This is a genomic window from Blastomonas sp. AAP25 (assembly GCF_001295965.1).
Taxonomy (GTDB): domain Bacteria; phylum Pseudomonadota; class Alphaproteobacteria; order Sphingomonadales; family Sphingomonadaceae; genus Blastomonas; species Blastomonas fulva.
The window spans coordinates 1-21384 of record NZ_LJHP01000034.1 but is presented as its reverse complement, the minus strand read 5'-3'; the positions used below and the strand labels follow the sequence as shown (position 1 = coordinate 21384).

The 21384-nt window shown below is 65.0% G+C and carries 7 protein-coding genes; 4 read left to right on the top strand and 3 right to left on the bottom strand.

The features are described from left to right. Positions 1–11: 11 nt before the first annotated feature. Together IP68_RS17305 and IP68_RS17300 are read right to left on the bottom strand one after the other, a co-directional pair. Entirely contained in the window at positions 12–1115 is a 1104-nt protein-coding gene (locus IP68_RS17305; protein WP_054136270.1) for an acyl-CoA dehydrogenase family protein, read from the bottom strand. 108 nt (positions 1116–1223) lie between these two features. Further along, complete coding sequence (locus tag IP68_RS17300) at positions 1224–2399, bottom strand: acyl-CoA dehydrogenase family protein (RefSeq protein ID WP_054136269.1); 1176 nt, start codon at positions 2397–2399, stop codon at positions 1224–1226. Between the two features lie 177 nt (positions 2400–2576). Between IP68_RS17300 and IP68_RS17295 the strand changes: the two genes are divergently transcribed. Beyond that, positions 2577–4241 (top strand): FAD-dependent oxidoreductase, encoded by a 1665-nt coding sequence (locus IP68_RS17295; RefSeq protein WP_054136268.1) that lies wholly within the window; start codon positions 2577–2579, stop codon positions 4239–4241. Positions 4242–4288: 47 nt separating this feature from the next. Here IP68_RS17295 and IP68_RS17290 read toward each other — a convergent pair whose 3' ends face one another. Next, a complete protein-coding gene (locus IP68_RS17290) occupies positions 4289–5083 on the bottom strand; it encodes an enoyl-CoA hydratase/isomerase family protein (RefSeq protein ID WP_054136308.1) in 795 nt (264 codons plus the stop codon). Positions 5084–5244: 161 nt separating this feature from the next. On the opposite strand from IP68_RS17290, the gene IP68_RS17285 reads away from it, so the two are divergent. The 3 genes from IP68_RS17285 to IP68_RS20355 all read left to right on the top strand — a co-directional run. Further along, positions 5245–5958, top strand: a complete 714-nt coding sequence (locus IP68_RS17285) for a methyltransferase domain-containing protein (RefSeq protein WP_156318233.1) — start codon at positions 5245–5247, stop codon at positions 5956–5958. 332 nt (positions 5959–6290) lie between these two features. After that, positions 6291–8036 carry a ShlB/FhaC/HecB family hemolysin secretion/activation protein gene (locus IP68_RS17280; protein ID WP_162892496.1) on the top strand — a complete coding sequence of 582 codons (1746 nt, stop codon included), beginning with the start codon at positions 6291–6293 and terminating at the stop codon, positions 8034–8036. Next, on the top strand, positions 8033–21384 hold a 13352-nt coding region (locus tag IP68_RS20355), incomplete at its 3' end, for an MBG domain-containing protein (protein ID WP_156318231.1). The genes IP68_RS17280 and IP68_RS20355, both read left to right, overlap by 4 nt.

The following is a 21384-nucleotide window of genomic DNA, read 5'->3' as shown; positions in this document are numbered from 1 at the left end:
AAGCGGGTGGTTCAGAGCGGGAAGGCCTGGCGGATCGCCAGCAGGCGGCGCAGCGCGCGGCCCAGCGGCAGTTCCTCGGACATGCCCATGCCGCCGTGCAGCTGGATCGCCTGCTTGCCGACCTCGACCCCGTCCTCGCTGACCGCGCGATAGGCCGCGCGTGCCGAGCGGGTCATGGCTTCGGAATCGCCGGCCAGATCGTGCGTTACCGCCTCATAGACCAGAGAGCGCGCCTGATCGAACGCCACCGACATGTCGACCATGCGGTGCTGTAGCACCTGGAACGAGGCGAGCGGAACGCCGAACTGCTTGCGGTCCATGGTGTAGGCCTGCGTCGCGAGGCACACGCGGCGCATGATGCCGGTGCCTTCGGCGGCGAGCAGCAGCCGCGCCTTGTCTATGGCCTTCTGCAGCGCATCGGCCGCAGCCCCGGGACCGAGCAGCAGCGCATCAGCGCCGAGCGCGGCATTGTCGAGCGCCACATCGGCGGCCCAATGGTCGTCGCGCAGGCGATAGGGGGTTACGGTGACGCCGCCAGCGTCGGCGGGAACGAGGAAGAGGCCGAGGCCAGCCCCGCCGCTGCCGGGTTCGCCTTCTATCCGGGCAAGGACGATGACCTGTTCGGCCGCGGCCGCGCCATGCGCCAGCGACTTGTGGCCTGAAAGGGTCCAGCCATCGCCGCTCCTGGTCGCGCGCGCTTCGCAATACCAGATGTCGTGCCGCGCGCGGGGTTCGTGCAGCGCCACGCCGATCGGCGCGCCGCCCGAGACGATGCCTTCGATCAGATCGCTGCGCTGCTGCGATTCAGCGCTCGCGGCGATCAGGCCGCCGGCCAGGATCGTGCTCGCCAGCACCGGCTCGACCACCAGGCCTTCGCCGAGAACCTCGAACAGGCTGACGCAATCGCCAAGCCCCGACTGGCCCTCGCCCTGCAGCCCGCCATCGGCTTCGGCGAACGGCAGCATCAGCCAACCGGCCTCGGCCATCTCGGACCACAATGCGGTGTTGAGTGGGGCTTCGCCCATCTGGCCGAGCCTGTCGTCGGCATAATGTTTCTGGGTGAAGCGGCGGGCGCTGTCGGTCAGCAGCTGCTGATCATCATTGGGTGCGAACATGGGTAGGTAATCCTGTCACTCATCGCGTTTGTCCCGAGCGCAGTCGAGGGATGTGCGCTCACGTGTCTCGACTTCGCTCGACACAAACGGATTTGGAAATGCTGGCTTTTAGAGCCCGGCGGCCATCATCTTGGCGAGAATGTTCTTCTGCACCTCGTTGGTGCCGCCATAGATCGATTGCGCGCGGCCGAAGAGGAAAACAGACATCGCGTGCTCGCCTTCCTGGCCATAGGGGTGGGCGGGGTTCTCCGCCGGCCGCGGCAAGGCAGCAGGCCCCGCGATGTCCAGCGCCAGCTCGGACACGTCCTGCGACAGTTCGGTTCCCAGCAGCTTGAGCGGTGCAACCAGCCGCATCGCTTCCATCGACTGGCTGGGCGATTCGAGCGCGCGCGCCTCGAGCGCTGCCAGCTTGGCGAGCCGCTGTTCGAGATCGTCGAGCCGCTGCGCGATCCGGGGATCGTTGATCGGCGGGTCGACGAAGTGCGCGGTGGAAGCTGCCCACGCGCGCAACCGCGCGATGTCGCCGCTGGTGCGAGTAACCCCGGCAATCCCGGCGCGCTCGTTGCCCAGCAGGAACTTGGCATAGGTCCAGCCGTCGTTCTCGTTGCCCACCAGGTTCTTCACCGGCACGCGGACATCGGTAAAGAACACCTCATTGAGGTGGTGCATGCCGTCGATGGTGCGGATGGGGCGGACTTCGATGCCCGGCGTGTTCATGTCGATCAGCAGGAACGAGATGCCGTTCTGCTGCTTCACCTCGGTGTTGGTGCGCACCAGGCAGAAGATCCAGTCGGCCCAGTGGCCCTGCGTCGTCCAGGTCTTCTGGCCGTTGACGACATAATCGTCGCCGTCGCGCACCGCACGGGTCTTCAGACTGGCAAGGTCGGATCCTGCGCCAGGCTCGGAATAGCCCTGGCACCAGAAGCGGGTGCCATCGAGGATATGCGGCAGATGCTCGGCCTTCTGCTCTTCGGTGCCGAAGGTGTAGATGACAGGCGCGACCATGGTGATGCCGAACGGGCTGTACGATGGAGCGCCGGCCTTGGTCGATTCATCGGCGAAGATGCGCTTCTGGGCGAGCGACCATTCGCAGCCGCCATATTGCTTGGGCCAGCCCGGAGCGCCCCAGCCGCGCTTGGCGCGCACGCCCTGCCACCAGGCGGTCAGTTCCTTGCTGGAGTTGGCAAAGCCGTCTGCGGCAAAGCGCTTTTCGGGCGGCAGCTCTGCATCCAGGAATGCGCGGACTTCCGCGCGGAAGCTTTCCAGATCTTCGTCTTCGGTCATCGTCCTCACCTCATATGCCTGTATCAGGCGTTGGCGGCAATTTGCACCGGAACTGCGCAAAAGCAAAGCGTAACTGCCAAAAAAGCTACGCATTTCTGCGCTATTCTCCTAGTCTTGCAAGGCGTGCCGAGGCATGACGCTACGGCGCGCGGACATCCTTGCGGGGAGACAGCTGCGATGGGAAATCCAGACACCACCGGATTGCGCGGCGATGGCAGCGATCCCTATGCCCGGCCCGAACAGACCTTCCCGGTGCTGGACGAAGAGATGGCCGCGCGACTCGCCCGGTTCGGCACTCGCGAATCGGTGGCCGACGGCGCCTATATCTTCCGCCGCGGCGAGCGCACCGTCGATTTCTTCCTGATCTGTTCAGGCGAAATCGCGATCATCGACCATCATGATCATGGCGAGGAGAGCATCGTCCACAGCCACCGCGAACGCCAGTTCACCGGCGAGCTCGATCTGTTCAACGACCGCAAGATCCTGGTCAGCGGGCGCGCGGTGGGCCCAGCCGAGGTGGTGCGCGTGCCGCGCGCGGATTTCCGCGCGATGATCGCCGCCGAACCCGATATCGGCGAGATCATCATGCGCGCCTTCATCCTGCGCAGGGTGGCCTTGATGCAGCATCAGCAGGGCGGGGTGACCCTGGTCGGCCCGGCGCGCAGTGCCGATACCGTGCGCATCAACGCGTTTCTCACGCGCAACGGCTATCCGCACCGTACGATCGATTCATCGTCCGATCCCGATGCTGCAGCGTTTCTGCAGGGCTTCGGCCTTGATGGCCGTGATCTGCCGGTGGTGATTTCCGAAGACCAGATCCTGCGCAACCCCAGCACCCACGAACTGGCCGACGCACTGGGTGTGGCGGTCTCGATCGATCACGACCGGCTGCACGATGTCATCGTGGTGGGGGCAGGGCCTGCGGGCCTGGCAGCCGCGGTCTATGCCGCGTCCGAAGGGCTCGATACGCTGATCGTGGAATCGACCGCGCCGGGCGGTCAGGCGGGCACCAGCAGCAAGATCGAGAATTATCTCGGCTTTCCCACCGGCATATCCGGTCAGGCGCTGGCCGGGCGCGCGCAGGTGCAGGCGCAGAAGTTCGGCGCGCGGCTGGCGGTTTCCCGCGCCGCGACCGGGCTGGAGTGCGGCGGCGATCATTTCAGCATCGCGCTTGAGGACGGCACACGGGCCAAGGCGCGCGCCGTGGTCGCGGCGACCGGCGCGCGCTATCGCAAGCTCGATCTGCCCCATTACGCCCGGCTGGAAGGCGCAGGGATCTATTACGCGGCGACCGCGATGGAGGCGCAATTGTGTTCCGGCCGCCCGGTGGTGGTGGTCGGCGGCGGTAATTCGGCGGGGCAGGCAGCCGTGTTCCTCTCGCGCCATGCCGCGCATGTCCACATCCTGGTGCGCAGCCAGGGGCTGGCCGCGACGATGTCGAGCTATCTGATCGACCGGATCGAGGCATCGGAGGCTATCACGCTCCATCCGTTCACCGAGATCACCGCGCTCGAAGGCGAGCCGCATCTCGAAAGCCTGGTCTGGCGCGACCGCAACACCGGCGAGACGACACAGGTCGAGGTCGGCGCGCTGTTCGTGATGATCGGCGCGCAGCCCTGTTCGGACTGGCTGCAAGGGTGTGCTGCGCTCGACGAAAACGGCTTCATCCTCACCGGAGATGGCTGCACGCCGTTCGAGACCAGCCGTCCTGGCCTGTTCGCGGTGGGCGATGTGCGCTCCGGCTCGGTCAAGCGCGTCGCCTCTGGCGTCGGCGAGGGATCGGTGGTGGTGCAGGCGGTGCACGGCTTCATCGAACGCCAGAAGATCGCGGAGATGGGGTGACCTTTTTAAATCCTCTCCCAGCAAGCTGGGGGGAGGATCTAAGAGTGTCACCTGTCCCTGAAAACGGGCGCGCGTTTTTCGGTGAATGCCCGTCTCGCCTCGGCATAATCCTCGGTCATGCTGAGCATGATCTGCTGGCGGTCCTCGAGCGCCAGCGCGGCCTCGAAGCCGTTGGCATCGATGTTGCGGTTGAGCACGTCCTTGCTGAGCCTGAGGCCCATCGGGCTGGCGAGCAGCATGTCGGCGGCCAGTGCCTCGGCTCGCCCCAAGATCTCGTCAGGCCCTGCGATCTCGCTGACGAAGCCCGCCGCCAGCGCGCGCTCGGCGCCGACAAAGCGGCCCGACAGGATCATCTCGCTGGCCAGCGAACTGCCCACCAGCCGTGGCAGAAAATAGCTCGACCCCATGTCGCACCCGCCCAGGCCGATGCGGATATAGGCCGCGTTCATCCGGAAATCGGGGGTGCAGTATCGCACGTCGCTGGCGAGCAGCAGCGACATGCCGCCGCCGCAGGCCGCGCCTTGCGCGCAGGCGATGATCGGCTGCGGGCAATTGCGCATCAACTGCATCACCGTTGCAATCGCGCGCTGGGTGCGCCAGCCGCCGTGCACCGCGCCGTCTCCCTCGCGCGGGGGCCAGCCCTTGAGGTCCAGCCCGGCGCAGAACGCACGGCCTTCGGCGTTGAAGATCACCACCCGAACCTCGGGCCGGTCTGCCAGCGACCGGAAATAGTGCTGCAGCGCCAGGATCATCGGCTCGTCCATCGCATTGAGCGCCTCGGGACGGCAGAGCGTCAGCATCTCAACCTCTCCGCGCGAAGTGATCCGAATTGGGTCGGCCATGTTCTCCATCCTTAATCTGGGCGGATCTGCGTTCTCATTTTACATCGGGCGTCCGCGAATGTTGGTTAAGCAGGTTCAAACGCCGGGTGCCATCGCGTAATCGGCGCAGTCCGTTTTTGGCTCCGGCGCACCGCTGTCCACCCGCAAAGGCCCCCTGTTTCATGATGTCATCGCTCGTCCGCCGCCTCAAGGGCCGCTCTCCAGCCGAAATCATCCGGCTGATCGGGCACAACATCGCCTATCATGCTAGGGAGATGACGCCGCAGGCGCGCGCGCGCAACCGCCAGTTCCAGGCGTTCGACGAGACCTGGGGCACCGACACCTTCGCCATCCGCGAGTTGCACACGCTCGATGTCGATCCTGCGATCGCGGCGCATGCGCGGCGCTACCAGGCCAGCAACGGCACCGACATGCCGGTGTGGTTCTCAGATTTGAACGTCGATTTTGCGCGCACCGTGTTCATCGATTTCGGCTGCGGCAAGGGCAGGGCGCTGCTCCAGGCCGCGCGTTTCGGCTTTGCACGGGTCATCGGGGTGGAGTTCGCGCCCGAACTGGTCGCCATCGCGCTGCGCAACCGCGACATCATGCAGGCCAAGGGCGCACTGGCAGCGCCGGTCGATGTGGCGTGCATGGACGCGGCGCAGTTTGTCCCTCCTGTCGATGCGCCGCTGGTCTGCTATTTCTACGATCCGTTCGACGATGCGGTGATGGCGCCCGTTGCCTACCGGCTGTCCTTGCTCACCCAGCCGGTGACGATCATCTATCTCGAACCCAATTGCGTCGGCCAGTTCCGGCGCTGTGGCGGCTGGAGCGAGAGCCGCAGCGCGGGCACGTTGGTGCTGCGCAACGCTGCAGCAATGGCGGGCCAGGCGTGACCCTGCAGCTACTCTGGCCGCAGCCTTGACGCTGGTGGCAATCGGCTTGCGAGAAGGTGGTTCTACTTGCGTTTCCCGCGCCTTGCTGCTTAGTCTCGCGCAGGAAGCGGGGGTTCCCGACATCGGCCAGCTGCGTAGAATCCGGACCGGAAACATGCATGGTTGTACGATCGTCCGATATCCATGGCGTCGTGATCGGCTGGGTTGCCGGTTCATGACAAACTGGTAGCGGATGGCAGGGGCTTCAATCCGACTTTCCGAGACGGGGTCGCACCCTCTCATTTCCCTTCGGGGAGTTGGACGTTGCACCCCGCATGGATTTTCAGCGGATTTTGACATGGGCCGGCATTCTGGCCTCCAGCCGCAAGGCGGTATCGCACAGCTGCACCGCCGGTGCTCTGGCGGTCGCGTTGATGTGGCCGACACTGGCTGCCGGCCAGACCTTGCCGGGATCGGTGCGGCCGCCTGCCGGTACGTTCGAGCGCGAGAATCGCGCCGCCGACGTGCCGCTCTCGACGCCCCGCACCCCGTTCACCATCGATCGTCCGCGCACCGATCCCAGCGCGGTGGACGATAGCGCCAAGGTCCGGGTCAACCGCTTCCGCATCATCGGCTTCGATGCCATCTCCGAAGACCGGCTGCAGGCGCCGCTCGCGCCGTTCCTGGGCCAGGAACTGACGCTCGCCGACATCTATCGCGCGGCGGACCTGCTCACCCGGGTCTATGCCGAGGCAGGCTATGCGTTGTCGTTCGCATTGGTGCCCGCGCAGGACGTGGCCGATGGCGTCGTGGTGCTGCAGGTGGTCGAGGGCAGCGTCGATGCCATCGAAATCCAGCTGAAATCGGGCGCGGGTCTGGTTGGCCAGACGCGGCTGACCGACATGATCCGCCGCCGCTTCACGCCGCTGATCAAGCGCGGCCCGGTGATGGTGGACGAGCTGGAACGCGCGATCCTGACCAGCGGCGATCTGGGCGGCATGGATGTGTCGGTGGTGGTGCGCCCGTCCGAAACCACGCCCGGCGCGGCGAACCTGCTGGTGGTGGTCGATCTCGATCCGGTGGTGCTCGAGGCGCAGTTCGACAACCGCATCCGCGACAATCTGGGCGAGCGCCGCTATCGCGCGGGGATCACCGCCAATTCGCTGCTGGTGCCGGGCGACCAGCTGCTGCTCGATGCACGCGCGACGCTGCCGACCGACGGCTTCATCTCCGGCTTTGCCCAGTACAGCGCGCCTATCACCGATGACGGGCTGACCGGGACCCTGTCCTATTCGCGCGCCCGGTCGCGCGCGGTGCGCGGCTTCCTGTCGATCCTCCAGTTCGAGGGCGAGGAAGAGGTGTTCCGCGCCGGGCTCAGCTATCCGCTGCGCCGCACGCGCAACTCCAGCCTGATCGTCGGGCTGGAAGGCACCGCGATCAACTCCGACAGCGGCATCTTCGGCATCACGTTGATCGACGACCGCAGCCGCTTCTACGAGCTGTATGGCAGCTATGACTGGGCGGGCACCGACGGCACCACCGGGCTGGTACGTCTGGGGCTGAGCCAAGGGATCGACGGGCTTGGCGCCACCGGCCGGTTCAACCCCCTGCGCAGCCGTACCCAGGGCGATCCGGAATTCACCGCTGCGACCGCATCTTTGGTGTGGAACGCGCCGCTGGTCGGGACTGCCCGCGTTCGGGTGACAGCAGAGGCGCAGATGGCGCTGCACGGCGGTGCCGCAGCTTCACGCGAGTGCAATTATGGCGGCGACAGGTTCGGCCGCGCCTATGATTATGGCGCAGCCGGCGGCGACCATTGCGTCAATGTCGCGATGGAGCTCAACGACCGGCTGACGCTCGGGCCGGTGACGGTGCAGCCCTTCGTGTTCGTCGATGCCGGCATCCTGCGGCAGCGCGGACGTCTCGATTTTGCCGAGCTGCGAGTCACCGAATTGTGGTCGGCAGGCGGCGGGGCGCGCATCGCGCTGCCTTACGGACTGTTCGGCGAGGTCTATTCGGCCTGGCCGGGCAAGTCACGCTTCACGCCCGATGGCAGCAGCGATCCACGCATCTTCTTCTCGATCGGGGCCACACGATGACCATCACCAGCACCCCCGAACAACGCGCACGCCATTGGGCCAACTGGCAGATTGCGCTGCGCACCGGGGTCGCGGGGCTTGCCATCGTCACCACACAGACCGCGCTTGCCAACCCCAGCGGTGGCAATGTCGTGGCGGGCAATGCCACGATCAATGGCCAGGGCACCGACCGGGTGCGGATCGACCAGTCGAGCGACCGGGTCATCATCAACTGGGACAATTTCTCGATCGGCAGCGGCCAGGGCGTCGATTTCCGCCAGCCGGGCGCGCGCTCGATTGCGTTGAACCGCGTCACCGGGCCCGAGATCAGCCAGATCATGGGCGAGCTCACCGCCAACGGTCAGGTCTATCTGATCAACGGCAACGGCATCGTCTTCGGCAAGGATGCCAGGGTCGATGTCGCAGGGCTGGTCGCGACCAGTGCGGACATCGGCAACGCTGCCTTCATGGCGGGCGGTACGCTGCGTTTCGGGACCCCGGGCCGCTTGGGCGCAAGGGTCATCAACCATGGCACAATCACCGTGCGCGATGCCGGGGTTGCCGCGTTCGTAGCCCCCCAGGTCGCCAATCATGGCATCATCACCGCGCACATGGGCAAGATCGCCTTTGGCGGCGCGCAGGCGTTCACGCTCGATCTGCACGGCGACAACCTGATCCGCTTCCAGGTCGGCGATGCAGTCACCCGTCTCGACGACAAGGGCGCGCTGGTCGATATCGGCGGCGTGGTCGATGCCCGTGGCGGATCGTTGCTGATCACCGCATCCGCGGCCCGCGATCTGGTCAACCAGTCGGTGCGTATCGGAACGCCGCAGGCCGCGAGCATGGAGGTCGGCGCCGACGGCAAGGTTTCGCTGGTCGCTGCGAAGATGACGATCACCGCGCCGGGCGAGGTGCAGGTCGGCAGGAATGTCGCCATGGACCTGTCATCCGCCACCAATGCGGTGGTCACAGGCGCTCGCCCGGCCAAGGGCAGCGCAACCAGCAATATCGGCTGGGCCAATGTGATCGATGGCGACGCGAGCGCTGCGCCCGGCACGGCGATGGCCGCGAGCGGAACCGGCGGCACGCTGACGATCACCGCCGCGCGCACCATCCTCGATGGCACGATCAACCTGGATGGCGGCAAGGCCGGCGGCACCGCGCACATCACCGGAAGCGAATTCCTGTCGTTCGGTTCGATCCTGTCGGCCAGCGGTGCGGAAGCGGGTGGCAACATCCAGCTCGATGCCGGCGGTTTCTCGCTTGCCGGGCGGATCACGGTCAATGCCGGGCTCGGCAAGGGCGGCAATGTCGATATCCACACCACCCGTCGCGCGATCGACACCGGCGATGCGTTCATCGATGCCAGCGGCCTGCACGGCGGCACCATCCGCTACACATCGGACCAGCAGATCATCTCCTCGGGCAAATTCCGCGCCTCGGGCAGCCATGGTTTTGGCGGATCGATCGATGTCAGCGCGCCCCGGCTCGATCTGTTCTCGGCGCAATTCTACGCGCAGGGCGGCATCCGCGGCGGCCGGGTGCGGCTGGGCGGCGAGTTCCAGGGCGGCAAGGGCCTGAGCGCCGACGAGCTTCCCAACGCGCGCACGCTGGTGGCAACAGATGCGGTGACCATCGACGTGTCGGCGATCGGCATGCGCGGCAATGCGGGCGAGATTGTTGTCTGGTCGGACGAAAAGACCACCTTCCTCGGCTCGGCGATCGCACGCGGCGGCATGGTCGGCGGCGTGGGCGGGCAGATCGAGATCTCGGGCAAGGAGACGCTCGTCTATCGCGGCACGGTGGAAACCGCGCGGGATGGCCAGCGCGGCGGCAAGCTGCTGCTCGATCCCAAGAACATCATCATCGCCGATGGCAGCAATGCGCCCAGCCAGTACGGGCTGGTGCTGCAGGCGTTTGCCAGCAGCTTCCCGGGTCCGGTCGCGCCCTTGCCGGGGGTTGATTTCGGCGATCTGTTCGGTTTTGGCGTTTCGCTGGATGGTGACCGGCTGGCGGTCGGCGCACCGGGCGATGATGGCGCCGATGGCAGTCTCGCCAATATCGGCGCGGTGTATCTGTTCACCTTTGCCGATACCAGCTTTGCTGCGCCGGTGTTGAGCGCGGTGGTCGGTTCGGGCTATACGGGCGGCAGGAACCTCTCGGTAGGCGGGCTTGAAGCCGGCGACCAGTTCGGCTTTTCGGTTTCGCTGACTGGTACGCGTCTCGCAGTAGGTGCACCGTTCGATGATGGTTTGAACAACGCCGCGCCGGATTCGGGCGCTGTCTACCTCTTCAGCTTCCTCGACCTTGCCTTCAACGCGAGCAGTACGCTCGGCGTGCTGGGCGCTGGCTATGGCGGCACCGCAAGCCTCGATGTTGCCAATGTGGAGGCGGGCGACCGTTTCGGAACGAGCGTTTCGCTTGATCGCGTCGGTAATCGGCTGGCGGTGGGGGCGAGCCATGATGATGGCGGTTCGAACACGGCGACGGATTCGGGCGCGGTCTATCTGTTCAGCTTCACCGATGCCCAGTTCAGCGACCCGGTGGTCGAATCGATCATCGGCTTCAACTATTCGGGCGGCAAGAACCTTTCGGTCGGGCAACTCGTGACGGACGACCTGTTCGGCTATTCGGTGTCGCTTGAAGGCACGCAGCTGGCGATTGGTGCGCCGGGCGATGATGGCGACAGCGGCAGCGCAACCGATGCCGGTGCGGTGTATCTCGTCAGCTTTGCCGATGCGGCGTTCAACTCTCCTCTGGTCGAGGGCATCATCGGCTCAGGCTATCTGGGGACCAAGGATTTCGACGTCCCCGGCTTTTCGGAGGACCGTCTGGGCGATTCGGTCTCGCTCAACGGCAATCGCCTTGCGGTAGGCGCACCCTTTAACGATGGGGTCTCCGCTGGACTGTTCAACAACGGCGCGGTCTATCTGTTCACCTTTGCCGATACCAGTTTTTCGAGCCCAGGCCTCGCGGCCATCATCGGCGCGGACCATGGCAGTATGGGCGGCCGAAACCTCAGCATTCCCCAGCTGAGCTTCAACGACAACTTCGGCAAGGTTTCGCTGGATGGCAATCGCCTCGTTGTCGGTGCGCCCAGGGACGAGGGACGCAACAACAATCTCGGGAATGCGGGCGCGGCATATCTTTTCACCTTCGAGGACGATGCGTTCAACACCGCGCGCCAGGTGGGCCTTCTGGGCGCAGGCTATTTCGATTTCAGCGGCCTCTCGCTGCTCGGCACCGGGCTGGAAGAGCAGGACAATTTCGGCACCGCGGTGTCGCTCGACGGCAGCCGGCTGGCGGTGGGTGTGCGGTTCGATGATGGCGCGGGCAACGCCAGGATCGATTCCGGTGCGGTCTATCTCTTCACCTTCGGCGATGCGCAGTTCAGCGCGCCGGTGCTGCAGTCGATCATCGGATCGGGCTATTCCGGCGGCAAGAACATCTCGGTCGGGAGGCTCGAAGCCGACGACCTGTTCGGCAGCTCGGTCTCGCTCGATGGCTTGCGTCTTGCAGTCGGCGCGATCGGCGATGATGGCACCACGATCTTTCAGGGCGATGCCGGCGCGGTCTATCTGTTCACCTTCGAGGATGCATCGTTCACCGGCGGCGGATTGGCGCGGCTGCTTAACTTCGAAAGCTTCTCGGGCGGCGGCATCAACGCCTCCAGCTCGTTTTTTGGCAGCGCGGTAGCGCTCGACGGCAATGTCATCGCGGTAGGCGCGCAGGGCGACCCCGGCTTTGGCGGCTTTGATTTCGAAGCGGGCGCTGTCCATATCTTCGATCTGGGCGACCCGATGTTTGCCGCCACACCGCAGCTGCTGACAACGCTCGGGCAATCCTACAGCTCGGGTGCCGGGGTCAGTGTCGTCGGTCTTGAGGCCGGCGACCGGTTCGGCACGGCGGTGTCGCTCGATGGATTGCGGCTGGCGGTGGGTGCGCCAAACGACGCTGGCGCCTTGACCCCGATCACCAACGCCGGTGCGGTCTATCTCTTCACCTTCACGTTGAGCGACTATAGCGACGCGACGCTCGCAGCCACGCTGGGCACCGGCTACACCGGTGGCAACAACTTCGATACCGGCAGCGGCCCGCTTGAATTCTTCGGACAGTCGGTCGCGCTGCAGGGGCTGCAGTTGGCGGTCGGCGCCATTGGCGATGCGGGCGCGAACGGTCTGGAGCCGGGCAGCGGCGCGGTGTATCTGTTCAGCTTTGCCGACAGCGCCTTTACCAATCCGGTCGAGGAGGGTCGGATCGGTGCGGGCTATCTCGGGCCCAAGGATTATTCGCTCAACCTGAGCGATTCCGATGGCGGCTTCTTCTTCGGCAGCGCGGTTTCGCTCGATAGCGGGCGTCTGGTCGTGGGGGCGGCCACCAGCAGCGGGCGCAACAGCAGCGCGGCCGGTTCCGGCGCCGTCTATCTGTTCACGTTCGGCGACCCGGCCAGTTTCTTCGACGCCCGGCTGGTCGACGTCCTGGGCTCGGGCTATCAGGGGTTCAGCAATTACACGGTCCCCGGGCTCAGCGATGGCACTATCCATCAGTTCGGCACATCGGTCGCGCTGGATGGCCTGCGGCTCGCGGTGGGCTCGGCAGAAACTCCCGACACCACAGGGGGGCTCAATACCGGCGCCGTCTATCTTTTCAGCTTTGCCGATGACGCATTCGGCGCACCCTTGCTCGAAGGGATCATCGGACTGGGCTATAGCGGCGGCAAGAACGTGTCTGTCGCCACGCTCGATTCCGGCGACCGCTTTGGTGAAGCGGTCTCGCTGCGCGGCAATCGGCTCGCGGTCGGCGCCTCGCTCGACGATGGAGTCAGCAACACCGTGACCGATGCCGGTGCGGTCTATCTGTTCACCTTTGCCGATTCCCTTTTCAGCGGTGGCACCCTGCAGGCCACCATCGGCGCCGACTATGTCGGCGGCAACAACCTCAGCCCCGCCAATATCAACACCGGCGACAGTTTTGGCGCGTCGGTTTCGCTCGACGGAACGCGGCTGGCGGTCGGCGCTCCCCAGGATGGCGGCGACGACGATCCGTTTACCAATGTCGGTGCGGTCTATCTGTTCACCTTTGCCGACACCCAGTTCACCGGCGGCGCGCTCGCGGCGATTGTCGGATCGGGCTATGGGGGCGGCAACAATCTGTCGATCGGCGCGCTTGCCGGCGGAAACCAGGATCGCTTTGGCAGCGGCGTGGCCCTGCAGGGCACGCGGTTGCTTGTCGGCACCCCCGGCGATGATGGCAACGCCAATTCGCTGGGCGATTCAGGCGCGGTCTATGTCATCGATTTCGCCACCACGGCATTCACCGGCGGGACGGTATCCGCGCTGATAGGCAGCGGCTATACCGGCGGTACCAATGTCGATGTCACCGCACTGTCCCTGGGTGACCGCTTCGGCAGTTCGGTCGCCATCGATGGCCAGAAGATCGCCGTGGGCGCCGTTCTGGACAATGGCGCAGGCGGCGCAGTGCCGCTCAGCGGCGCGGCCTATCTGTTCACCGATATCGCGGGGACTTACACCCTCGCGCAGCGGATCGGCGCGGGATACACCGGGGCGGGCAATCTGTCGCTGGGCGGGCTGGATGGCGAGGACCGGTTCGGCAGCGGCGTAGCGCTCAGCGGCAATCGCCTGGTGGTGGGTGCACCCGAAGATTCCGGGGTGTTCAATACCTCCGGCGGACTGGGTGCGGTCTATCTCTTCACCTTCTCGGACGATGCCTTCAACAATCTGGCGCTCGCAGGCACGGTGGGTGTCGGGTACGGCCCGCAGCAGAACCTGTCCGTAGGCCAGGCCACTGATGCCGAATTTGGCAGTGCCGTTGCGCTATCGGGCACCCGGCTGGCGATCGGCTCGCCCTTCGATCGCGGCTTCAGCGGCGATTCGCTGGGTCTGGGGGCGGTGTTCCTTGTCACCTTCAACGATGAATTCTTCTCGGCACCGCAGCTGCGCGGGATCATTGGCGAGGGCTATACCGGCGCGGGCAACTTCGACGTCAGCGTGCTGGACATGGAAGATTCCTTCGGCAGCGCGCTGGCCATCGATGGCCTTCGCCTGGCCATCGGCGCGCCACTCGACGATGGCTTCAACAACGCCACCACCGATTCAGGCGCGGTCTATCTGTTCACCTTCGCCAACGCCGCGTTCGGCTCGCCTGTGCTCGAAGCGCGCATGGGCGCGGGCTATACCGGGATCAAGAACGTCGATGTTGCCGGCCTTGAAGCCGGCGACCAGTTCGGATCGAGCGTCACCCTTCGTGGCAACCAGCTTGCCGTCGGCGCGCAGGCGGACGATGGCTTCAACAACCTCGCCAGTGATTCCGGCGCGGCCTATCTCTTCACCTTCACCTCGTCGATTTTCAACAACGGCACGCTCGAGGGCATCGGCGGCGTCGGATATACGGGCGGCAAGAATTTCTCGGTGGCCGGGCTTGCCGCGGGAGACTTTTTCGGCAGCGCTCTGGCCTTCACCGATTCAGGCGAGGGGCTGGCGATCGGCGCCTCTCAGGACGATGGCGACGGCGACAGCAATGGCAATTCCGGCGCAGTCTATCTGTTCGACTTTGCCGACACGGTTTTCTCCAGTGCATTGCAGCTGGCCACGATCGGCTCCGGATACAGCGGCCCCAACGACCTTTCCATCGCGACGCTGGGAACCAACGCCAATTTCGGAGCGGCTCTGGCCGTGTCCGGCAGCAAGCTGGTGGTCGGAACGCCAGGCGATTTCGGCGTGTCCGGCGGGGGCGTCAATGTGGGGGGGGCCTATCTCTTCACCTTCACCACCCCCGACCTGGATGGCGCAAGCCTTTCGGGGAGGATTGCCGCCGGGTCGATCGATGCCAGCAACCTGTTGATCGACGGGCTGAACACCGATGGAAACCGTCTGGGCAGCAGCGTTGCGCTCGACGGCAACCGGATGGTGCTCGGCGCTGCCGGCAACGCTGGCAATATCAGTACCCCGTCGGCTGGGGCGGTCTATCTGTTTACCTTCAGCGACGATGTGTACAACGACCTTGTCCAGGCCGGCACCCTGGGCTCAGGCTACGCCATGGGGCGGCCCGCTTCGCTCGCCGCGCAGGGCATCGGACCCGAGGAGCGGTTCGGCGCGGCAGTCTCGCTCGACGGGCTGCGGCTGGCGATCGGCGCGTCCGATGATAATGGAGCCTCCAGCCTCAAGCCACTCTCGGGCGCGGTCTATCTGCTCAGCTTCGCCGATCTGGCGTTCGGTGCGCCTGTGCTCGAAGCGGTCATCGGCAGCGGCTATGGCGGCGGCAAGAACCTCTCTGTCGCAGGCCTTGACGCCAGCGACTTTTTCGGCAGCGCGGTATCGTTGCGGGGCACGCAGCTGGCCGTGGGCGCAAGCGGTGACGATGGCGCTGCCAACAGCGCAGCCGATGCCGGCGCAGTGTATCTGTTCTCGTTTGCCGACCTCGCCTTTGGCGGTGCCGAGCAACGCTCCATCCTGGGTCAGGGTTATGCCGGCGGCAGCAATCTGGGCGTGGCAGGACTTGCGGCGGGTGACGCCTTTGGTTCATCGCTGTCGCTCGACCAGCAGCTCGGACGTTTCCGGCTTGCCGTCGGGGCACCGAACGATGACGGCCAAATCGATGATCGTGCAGATATCGGCGCGATCTATGTGTTCAGTTTCGTCGATGATCTGTTCAACGCGCCCGCCGTTGCGGTGCGGATCGGCCGGTACAGCACTGGCCTGGATGTCGATATCTCGGGTGGCGACCAGGGGTTGAGGCCTGGCGACAATTACGGTTCCGCCGTCGCCTTGAGCGGCCTGCGGTTGGCCGGCGGCGCTGCGGGCAACAATGGTTTAGGCAACGCCGCTGCAGACAGCGGCGCGGTCTATCTGCTGACATTCGCCGATGCCGATTTTGGCGGGGTCAATCTTCGAGGCATCATCGGCCGGGACTATGATACGCCGGGAAGCGCATTCAACATCGCGACGCTGGACACCTTCGACGGGTTCGGCGGCGCATTGTCGCTCGACGGCAATCGGCTCGCCGTCGGCGCGCGGGGCGATGACGGCTTCACCAATGGTCTGCCCGATCCGGGGGCGGTGTATCTGTTCAGCTTTGCCGACGGGTCGTTTGGCGGAGCTGTGCGCGAGGCGACGATCGGCTCCGGCTACACCGGTGGCAAGACCATCGCTGTCCCGTTGGATGCATTCGATCTGTTCGGCACCTCGGTCTCGCTGGACGGCAACCGGATGGCCGTGGGCACGCGTCAGGATGACGGGCCGGGCAACACGCAGACCGATACCGGCGCGGTGTATCTGTTCACCTTTGCCGATGAAACGTTCAATGGCGGCCGTCTGGTGGGAACCATCGGTGCAGGCTATCGCTCGTCCGTCGGGCTGGATCTGGCAGCGTCCGTTACGCCCACGGTCGTGCAGGTCGGCAGCGGCGATAGTTTCGGCACAGCCGTGTCGCTCGACGGCAACCGGCTGGCGATCGGCGCGCCGGATGATGACGGATCGATCGATGGGCTGGGCGATTCCGGTGCGGTCTATCTGTTCACCTTTGCCGATGCCAATTTTGGCGGCGCCACGCTGCAGGCCACCATCGGCCATGGCTATGTCGGCGGCAAGAACCTGTGGCCGACCGAGATCGGCGCGGGCGACCAGTTCGGCTTTGCGGTGTCGCTCGATGGCAACCGGCTCGCAGTGGGAGCCCCGCGCGATGATGGTGCCTCTGATGCCCAGTCGAATGCGGGCGCGGTCTATCTGTTCAGTTTTACCGATCCGCAGTTCGGCGGTGGGTTGCTGGAGGGAATTGCGGGTATAGGCTACACGGGCGGCAAGAACCTGTCCGTCGCCGATCTGGAGGCTGACGACCGTTTCGGTAGCTCGGTGTCGCTGGATGGCAACCGGATGGCGGTCGGAGCGATCGGTGACGATGGTTCGCTCAACCCCCCGGCCTCCGGGCGTGAAATCGGGGCGGTGTATCTGTTTTCGTTCGCCGGGGCCGAGTTCCAGTCTGGCTCCCTGCAGGCCATTTTTGGCCTAGGTTTTGAGGGCGTCGTCAACGATCGCGATATTCTGCTGGACGACGGAGACGCATTCGGCTGGTCCGTCTCGCTGGATGGCACCCGACTGGCTGTCGGCGCGAGGGGTGATGATGGTAACTCAAACGGCCTGTCCGATTCTGGCGCTGTCTATCTTTTCACGTTCGATGATCTGGATTTCAATGGTGGCCTGCAGCGCGGCATCGTGGGCGCAAGCTACAGCGGGCCAGGCGATGTCGATACGGTGCTGACGCCGTTCGGTTTTGCGAGCGGCAGCTTCTTCGGCACGTCGGTATCGCTCGATGGCAACCGGCTCGCCATCGGAGGGCCTGGAATAAACAGCGGCGCAAGCAGCCCTCCCAATTCTGGCGCGGTCTATCTGCTGACTTTCACCGACAGCATTTTCGGTGGCGGAAGTATTGCCGAAATCCTTGCCAGGGGGGCGGATAACTTCGGCGCGAACCTCGATTTCGATGTCGAGCTGGAGGATGCCGATGCGTTCGGCACTTCGGTGTCACTGGACGGCAACCGGCTGGTTGTTGGCGCCAGGGGCGACGATGGCTTCGGCAACGGCGCAGCGTCGACCGATTCGGGCGCGGTCTATCTGTTCACCTTTGCCGATACCGATTTCAGCGGTGCGCAGCTGCGCGGTACCATCGGCGCGGGCTATACCCGCGGTCTGGGCACGCCGGTTGCAGGGGTCGGGGAGTTCGACGCATTCGGCACCTCGGTTTCGCTCGACGGCCAGCGGCTGGCCATCGGCGTTCCGGGCGATGCCGGTTTTGGCAACAGCCTGACCGAATCGGGCGCGGTCTACCTCTTCACGTTCGTGACAACAGATTTCGAGTTCCCCATCCTCGAAGGTGTCATCGGCAGCGACTATAGCGGCGGCAAGAACCTTTCGGTTCCGGAATTGCGTGCCGGGGCGCGGTTTGGCAGCTCTGTTTCGCTGTCGAACCTCACGCTGGCTGTCGGCGCCACCGGCGACCGCGGCTTCGACGACGATGCCCCTGGCGCAGGCGCGGTCTACCTGTTCGGGTTTGACGACGACACCTTCAATGCCCCCGCGCAGCTCGCGATCATCGGCAAGGACTATGCTCTCGGGGCCAATTTCAACCTCGCGCTCGACAATGACGACCTTTTCGGCTGGTCGGTATCGCTCGACAGCGACCGGCTGGCCGTCGGTGCGATCGGCGATGACGGGGACGCCAACGGCACGCAGGAAACAGGTGCGGTCTATCTGTTCGATGTGGCGGCCGGTGTGCCCGGCCTGATCGGGACTATCGGGCGCGGATATACCCTCGGCGCAAACGTCGATACCACTGCCTTTGCTAGCGTCGGTGATTCCCTCGGCAGTGCGGTCGCGCTCAATGGCACCCGGCTGGCGGTCGGTGCCTTCTTCGAAGACGGTTCCGGAGATTCTGCCAATATGGCAGGCGCAGTCTATCTGTTCACTTTTGCCGATACGGCCTTTGACGGCGGTACGCTGGCAGGCACGATCGGTGTTGGCTATGACCTGACCCTTCCCACCTCAACCGCCAATGAACTTCTGGGAAGCGCGCTCTCGCTCGAGGGCAACGTGCTGGCGATCGGCGCTTATGGGGACTCAGGGTTTGCGGACGATCGACCTCAAGCCGGCGCGGTGTATCTGATCAGCTTTGCCGATGCGGCTTTTGCCAATCCGTCGCTGTCGGCCATCTTCGGGCGGGGCTATACCGGGGGCAGCAACGTTGCGGTTGCGGGTCTGGATGCCAACGACCTTTTCGGCAACGGCGTATCGATGAATGCCGGGCGGCTTGTGGTTGGCGCGTCGGGGGATGATGGCCCGGAAAATCAGATCATCAATTCCGGCGCGGTCTATTTCTTCGACCTCGACGGGGTCTCGCCCGATGCACTCGGCCTCGGGTTCGGCGATACGCCGGGCGCGGATGTCACGATCACCCCCACCGCGCTGGTCGACATCCTGGCGGGCGGCACCGCAGTCGAGCTGCAGGCCAACAACGACATCACCGTCAGCAGCGCGATCCTGGTCAGCGCAGGCGGGGCGGGGGGCAACCTGACCTTCCGCGCAGGCCGCTCGATCCTGATCAATGCCGGGATCACGACCGACGGCGGCAATTTCACCGCCGTCGCCAATGAATTCCTATCGGGCGGCGTCGTCGATGGCTTCCGCGATCCAGACGATGCAGTCATCACCTTCGGCCCGGGCGCATTCATCGATGCAGGCTCGGGTTTTGCGAGCCTCCGGATTGTTGCCGGTGACGACAAGTCGTTCTTCGACAGCGGCGCGATGACCATCGGGTCGATTACCGCGAGCAGCATCGTCCTGCAGAACCTGGGCGTCACCGGCAATCGCGCGGTCACCCTGGATGCAGACGCCCTGCTCACCGCGAGCGCCTCTGGTGATGCGGTGCTGATCGAGAGCGACATCTTCACCAACAATGCCGGCGCGGGGGTCTTCAACCTGACCGGCGGCGGTCGTTTCCTGATCTATTCCAACGATTATGATGTCATCGACCGCGGCGGGCTTGTCGGGAACAACCTCTACAACAACGTCTCGCCGAGCGGTTTCGCGGGCAACCTGTTCATCTTCGCGCGGCAGCCGGTGCTGACCTTCACCGCCGACGATGCCACGCGCACATACGGCCAGGCGCCTCCCGGTTACTCCTTCAGTTTCAGCGGGCTGGTGAACGGCGACAGCGATACCTATGCGTTTTCAGGTGCGCCGAACCTTTTCGACACCCTTTCTGCGGGCAGCGGCGCCGGGATCGACACGATCTTCATCGATCAGGGCACATTGCTGTCCGATGTCGGCTACGACTTCGACTTCGTCAACGGCGCGCTGACCACGCTGCGCGCGCTGCTGACCGTGACCGCCAACGACGCCACCCGCACCTATGGCGATTCCAACCCCATGTTCACCGCGAGCTTCTCGGGCTTCGTCAACGGCGACGATGCCTCGGTGGTTTCCGGGCTGAACTTCACCACCCTGGCGGACGAATTCTCCGACGTCGGCACCTACAGCATTTCGCCGTTCGAGGCCTTTGCTGCCAATTACGATTTCGATTACATCCCCGGTACGCTGACGATCACCAAGGCGCTGCTCACCGTGACGGCGGACAGCGCCACCCGCGAATATGGCCTAGCCAACCCCGCGTTCACCGGATCGATCACAGGCTTCCGCAACAGCGACGACGACAGCGTGGTCTCGGGGCTGGTATACGGAAGCGCCGCCACGATCACGTCGAACGTCGGAAGCTTCGCGATCACCGGATCGGGTGCGAGCGCGACGAATTACGACTTCAGCTATGTTCCGGGCACTCTCACCATTACCCGCGCCCTGCTCACGGTGACCGCGGACAACGCCACGCGCGAATATGGTCTCGCGAACCCGACGTTCACCGGCAGCATCTCTGGCTTCCGCAACGGCGACACGGCCAGCGTCGTCAGCGGCCTGACCTTTGGGAGCACGGCTGTGCTCAACTCGGGTATCGGCACGTACAGCATCATTGGCTCGGGCGCGACATCGACCAATTACAACTTCAGCTACGTGCCCGGTACCCTGACCATCACGCGCGCCCTGCTCACGGTCACCGCCAACGACGCGACGCGCGAGTATGGCCTTGCCAACCCGACCTTCACCGGCTCGATCAGCGGCTTGCGCGCAGGCGATACCGCGAGCGTGGTCAGTGGGCTGGTCTATGGCACTACGGCAACAACCGCCTCCAACGTCGGAACGTTCGCGATCACGGCCTCGGGCGGCGCAGCGGCGAACTACGATTTCAGCTATGTGCCGGGTACGCTCACGATTACCCGCGCCCTGCTCACCGTCACGGCCAATGATGCGACGCGCGAGTACGGCCTCGCGAACCCCACGTTCACCGGATCGATCACAGGCTTCCGCAACAGCGATACCGCCAGCGTCGTATCCGGCCTCGTCTACGGCAGCGCAGCGACGATCGCCTCGAACGTCGGGACGTTCGCGATTACCGGCTCGGGTGCCATCGCGACCAATTACGACTTCTCGTACGTTCCGGGCACGCTGACGATCACGCGCGCACTGCTGACAGTCACCGCCAACGACGCGACGCGGGAGTATGGCCTGGCCGATCCTGCGTTCACCGGCAGCATCTCTGGCTTCCGCAATGGCGACACGGCCAGCGTGATCTCGGGCCTGACCTATGGCAGCACCGCTGTCCTGAACTCGGGCATCGGCACGTACAGCATCATCGGCTCGGGCGCGACATCGACCAATTACAACTTCAGCTACGTGCCCGGTACCCTGACTATCACGCGTGCCCTGCTCACAGTCACAGCCAATGACGCGACGCGCGAATACGGCCTGGC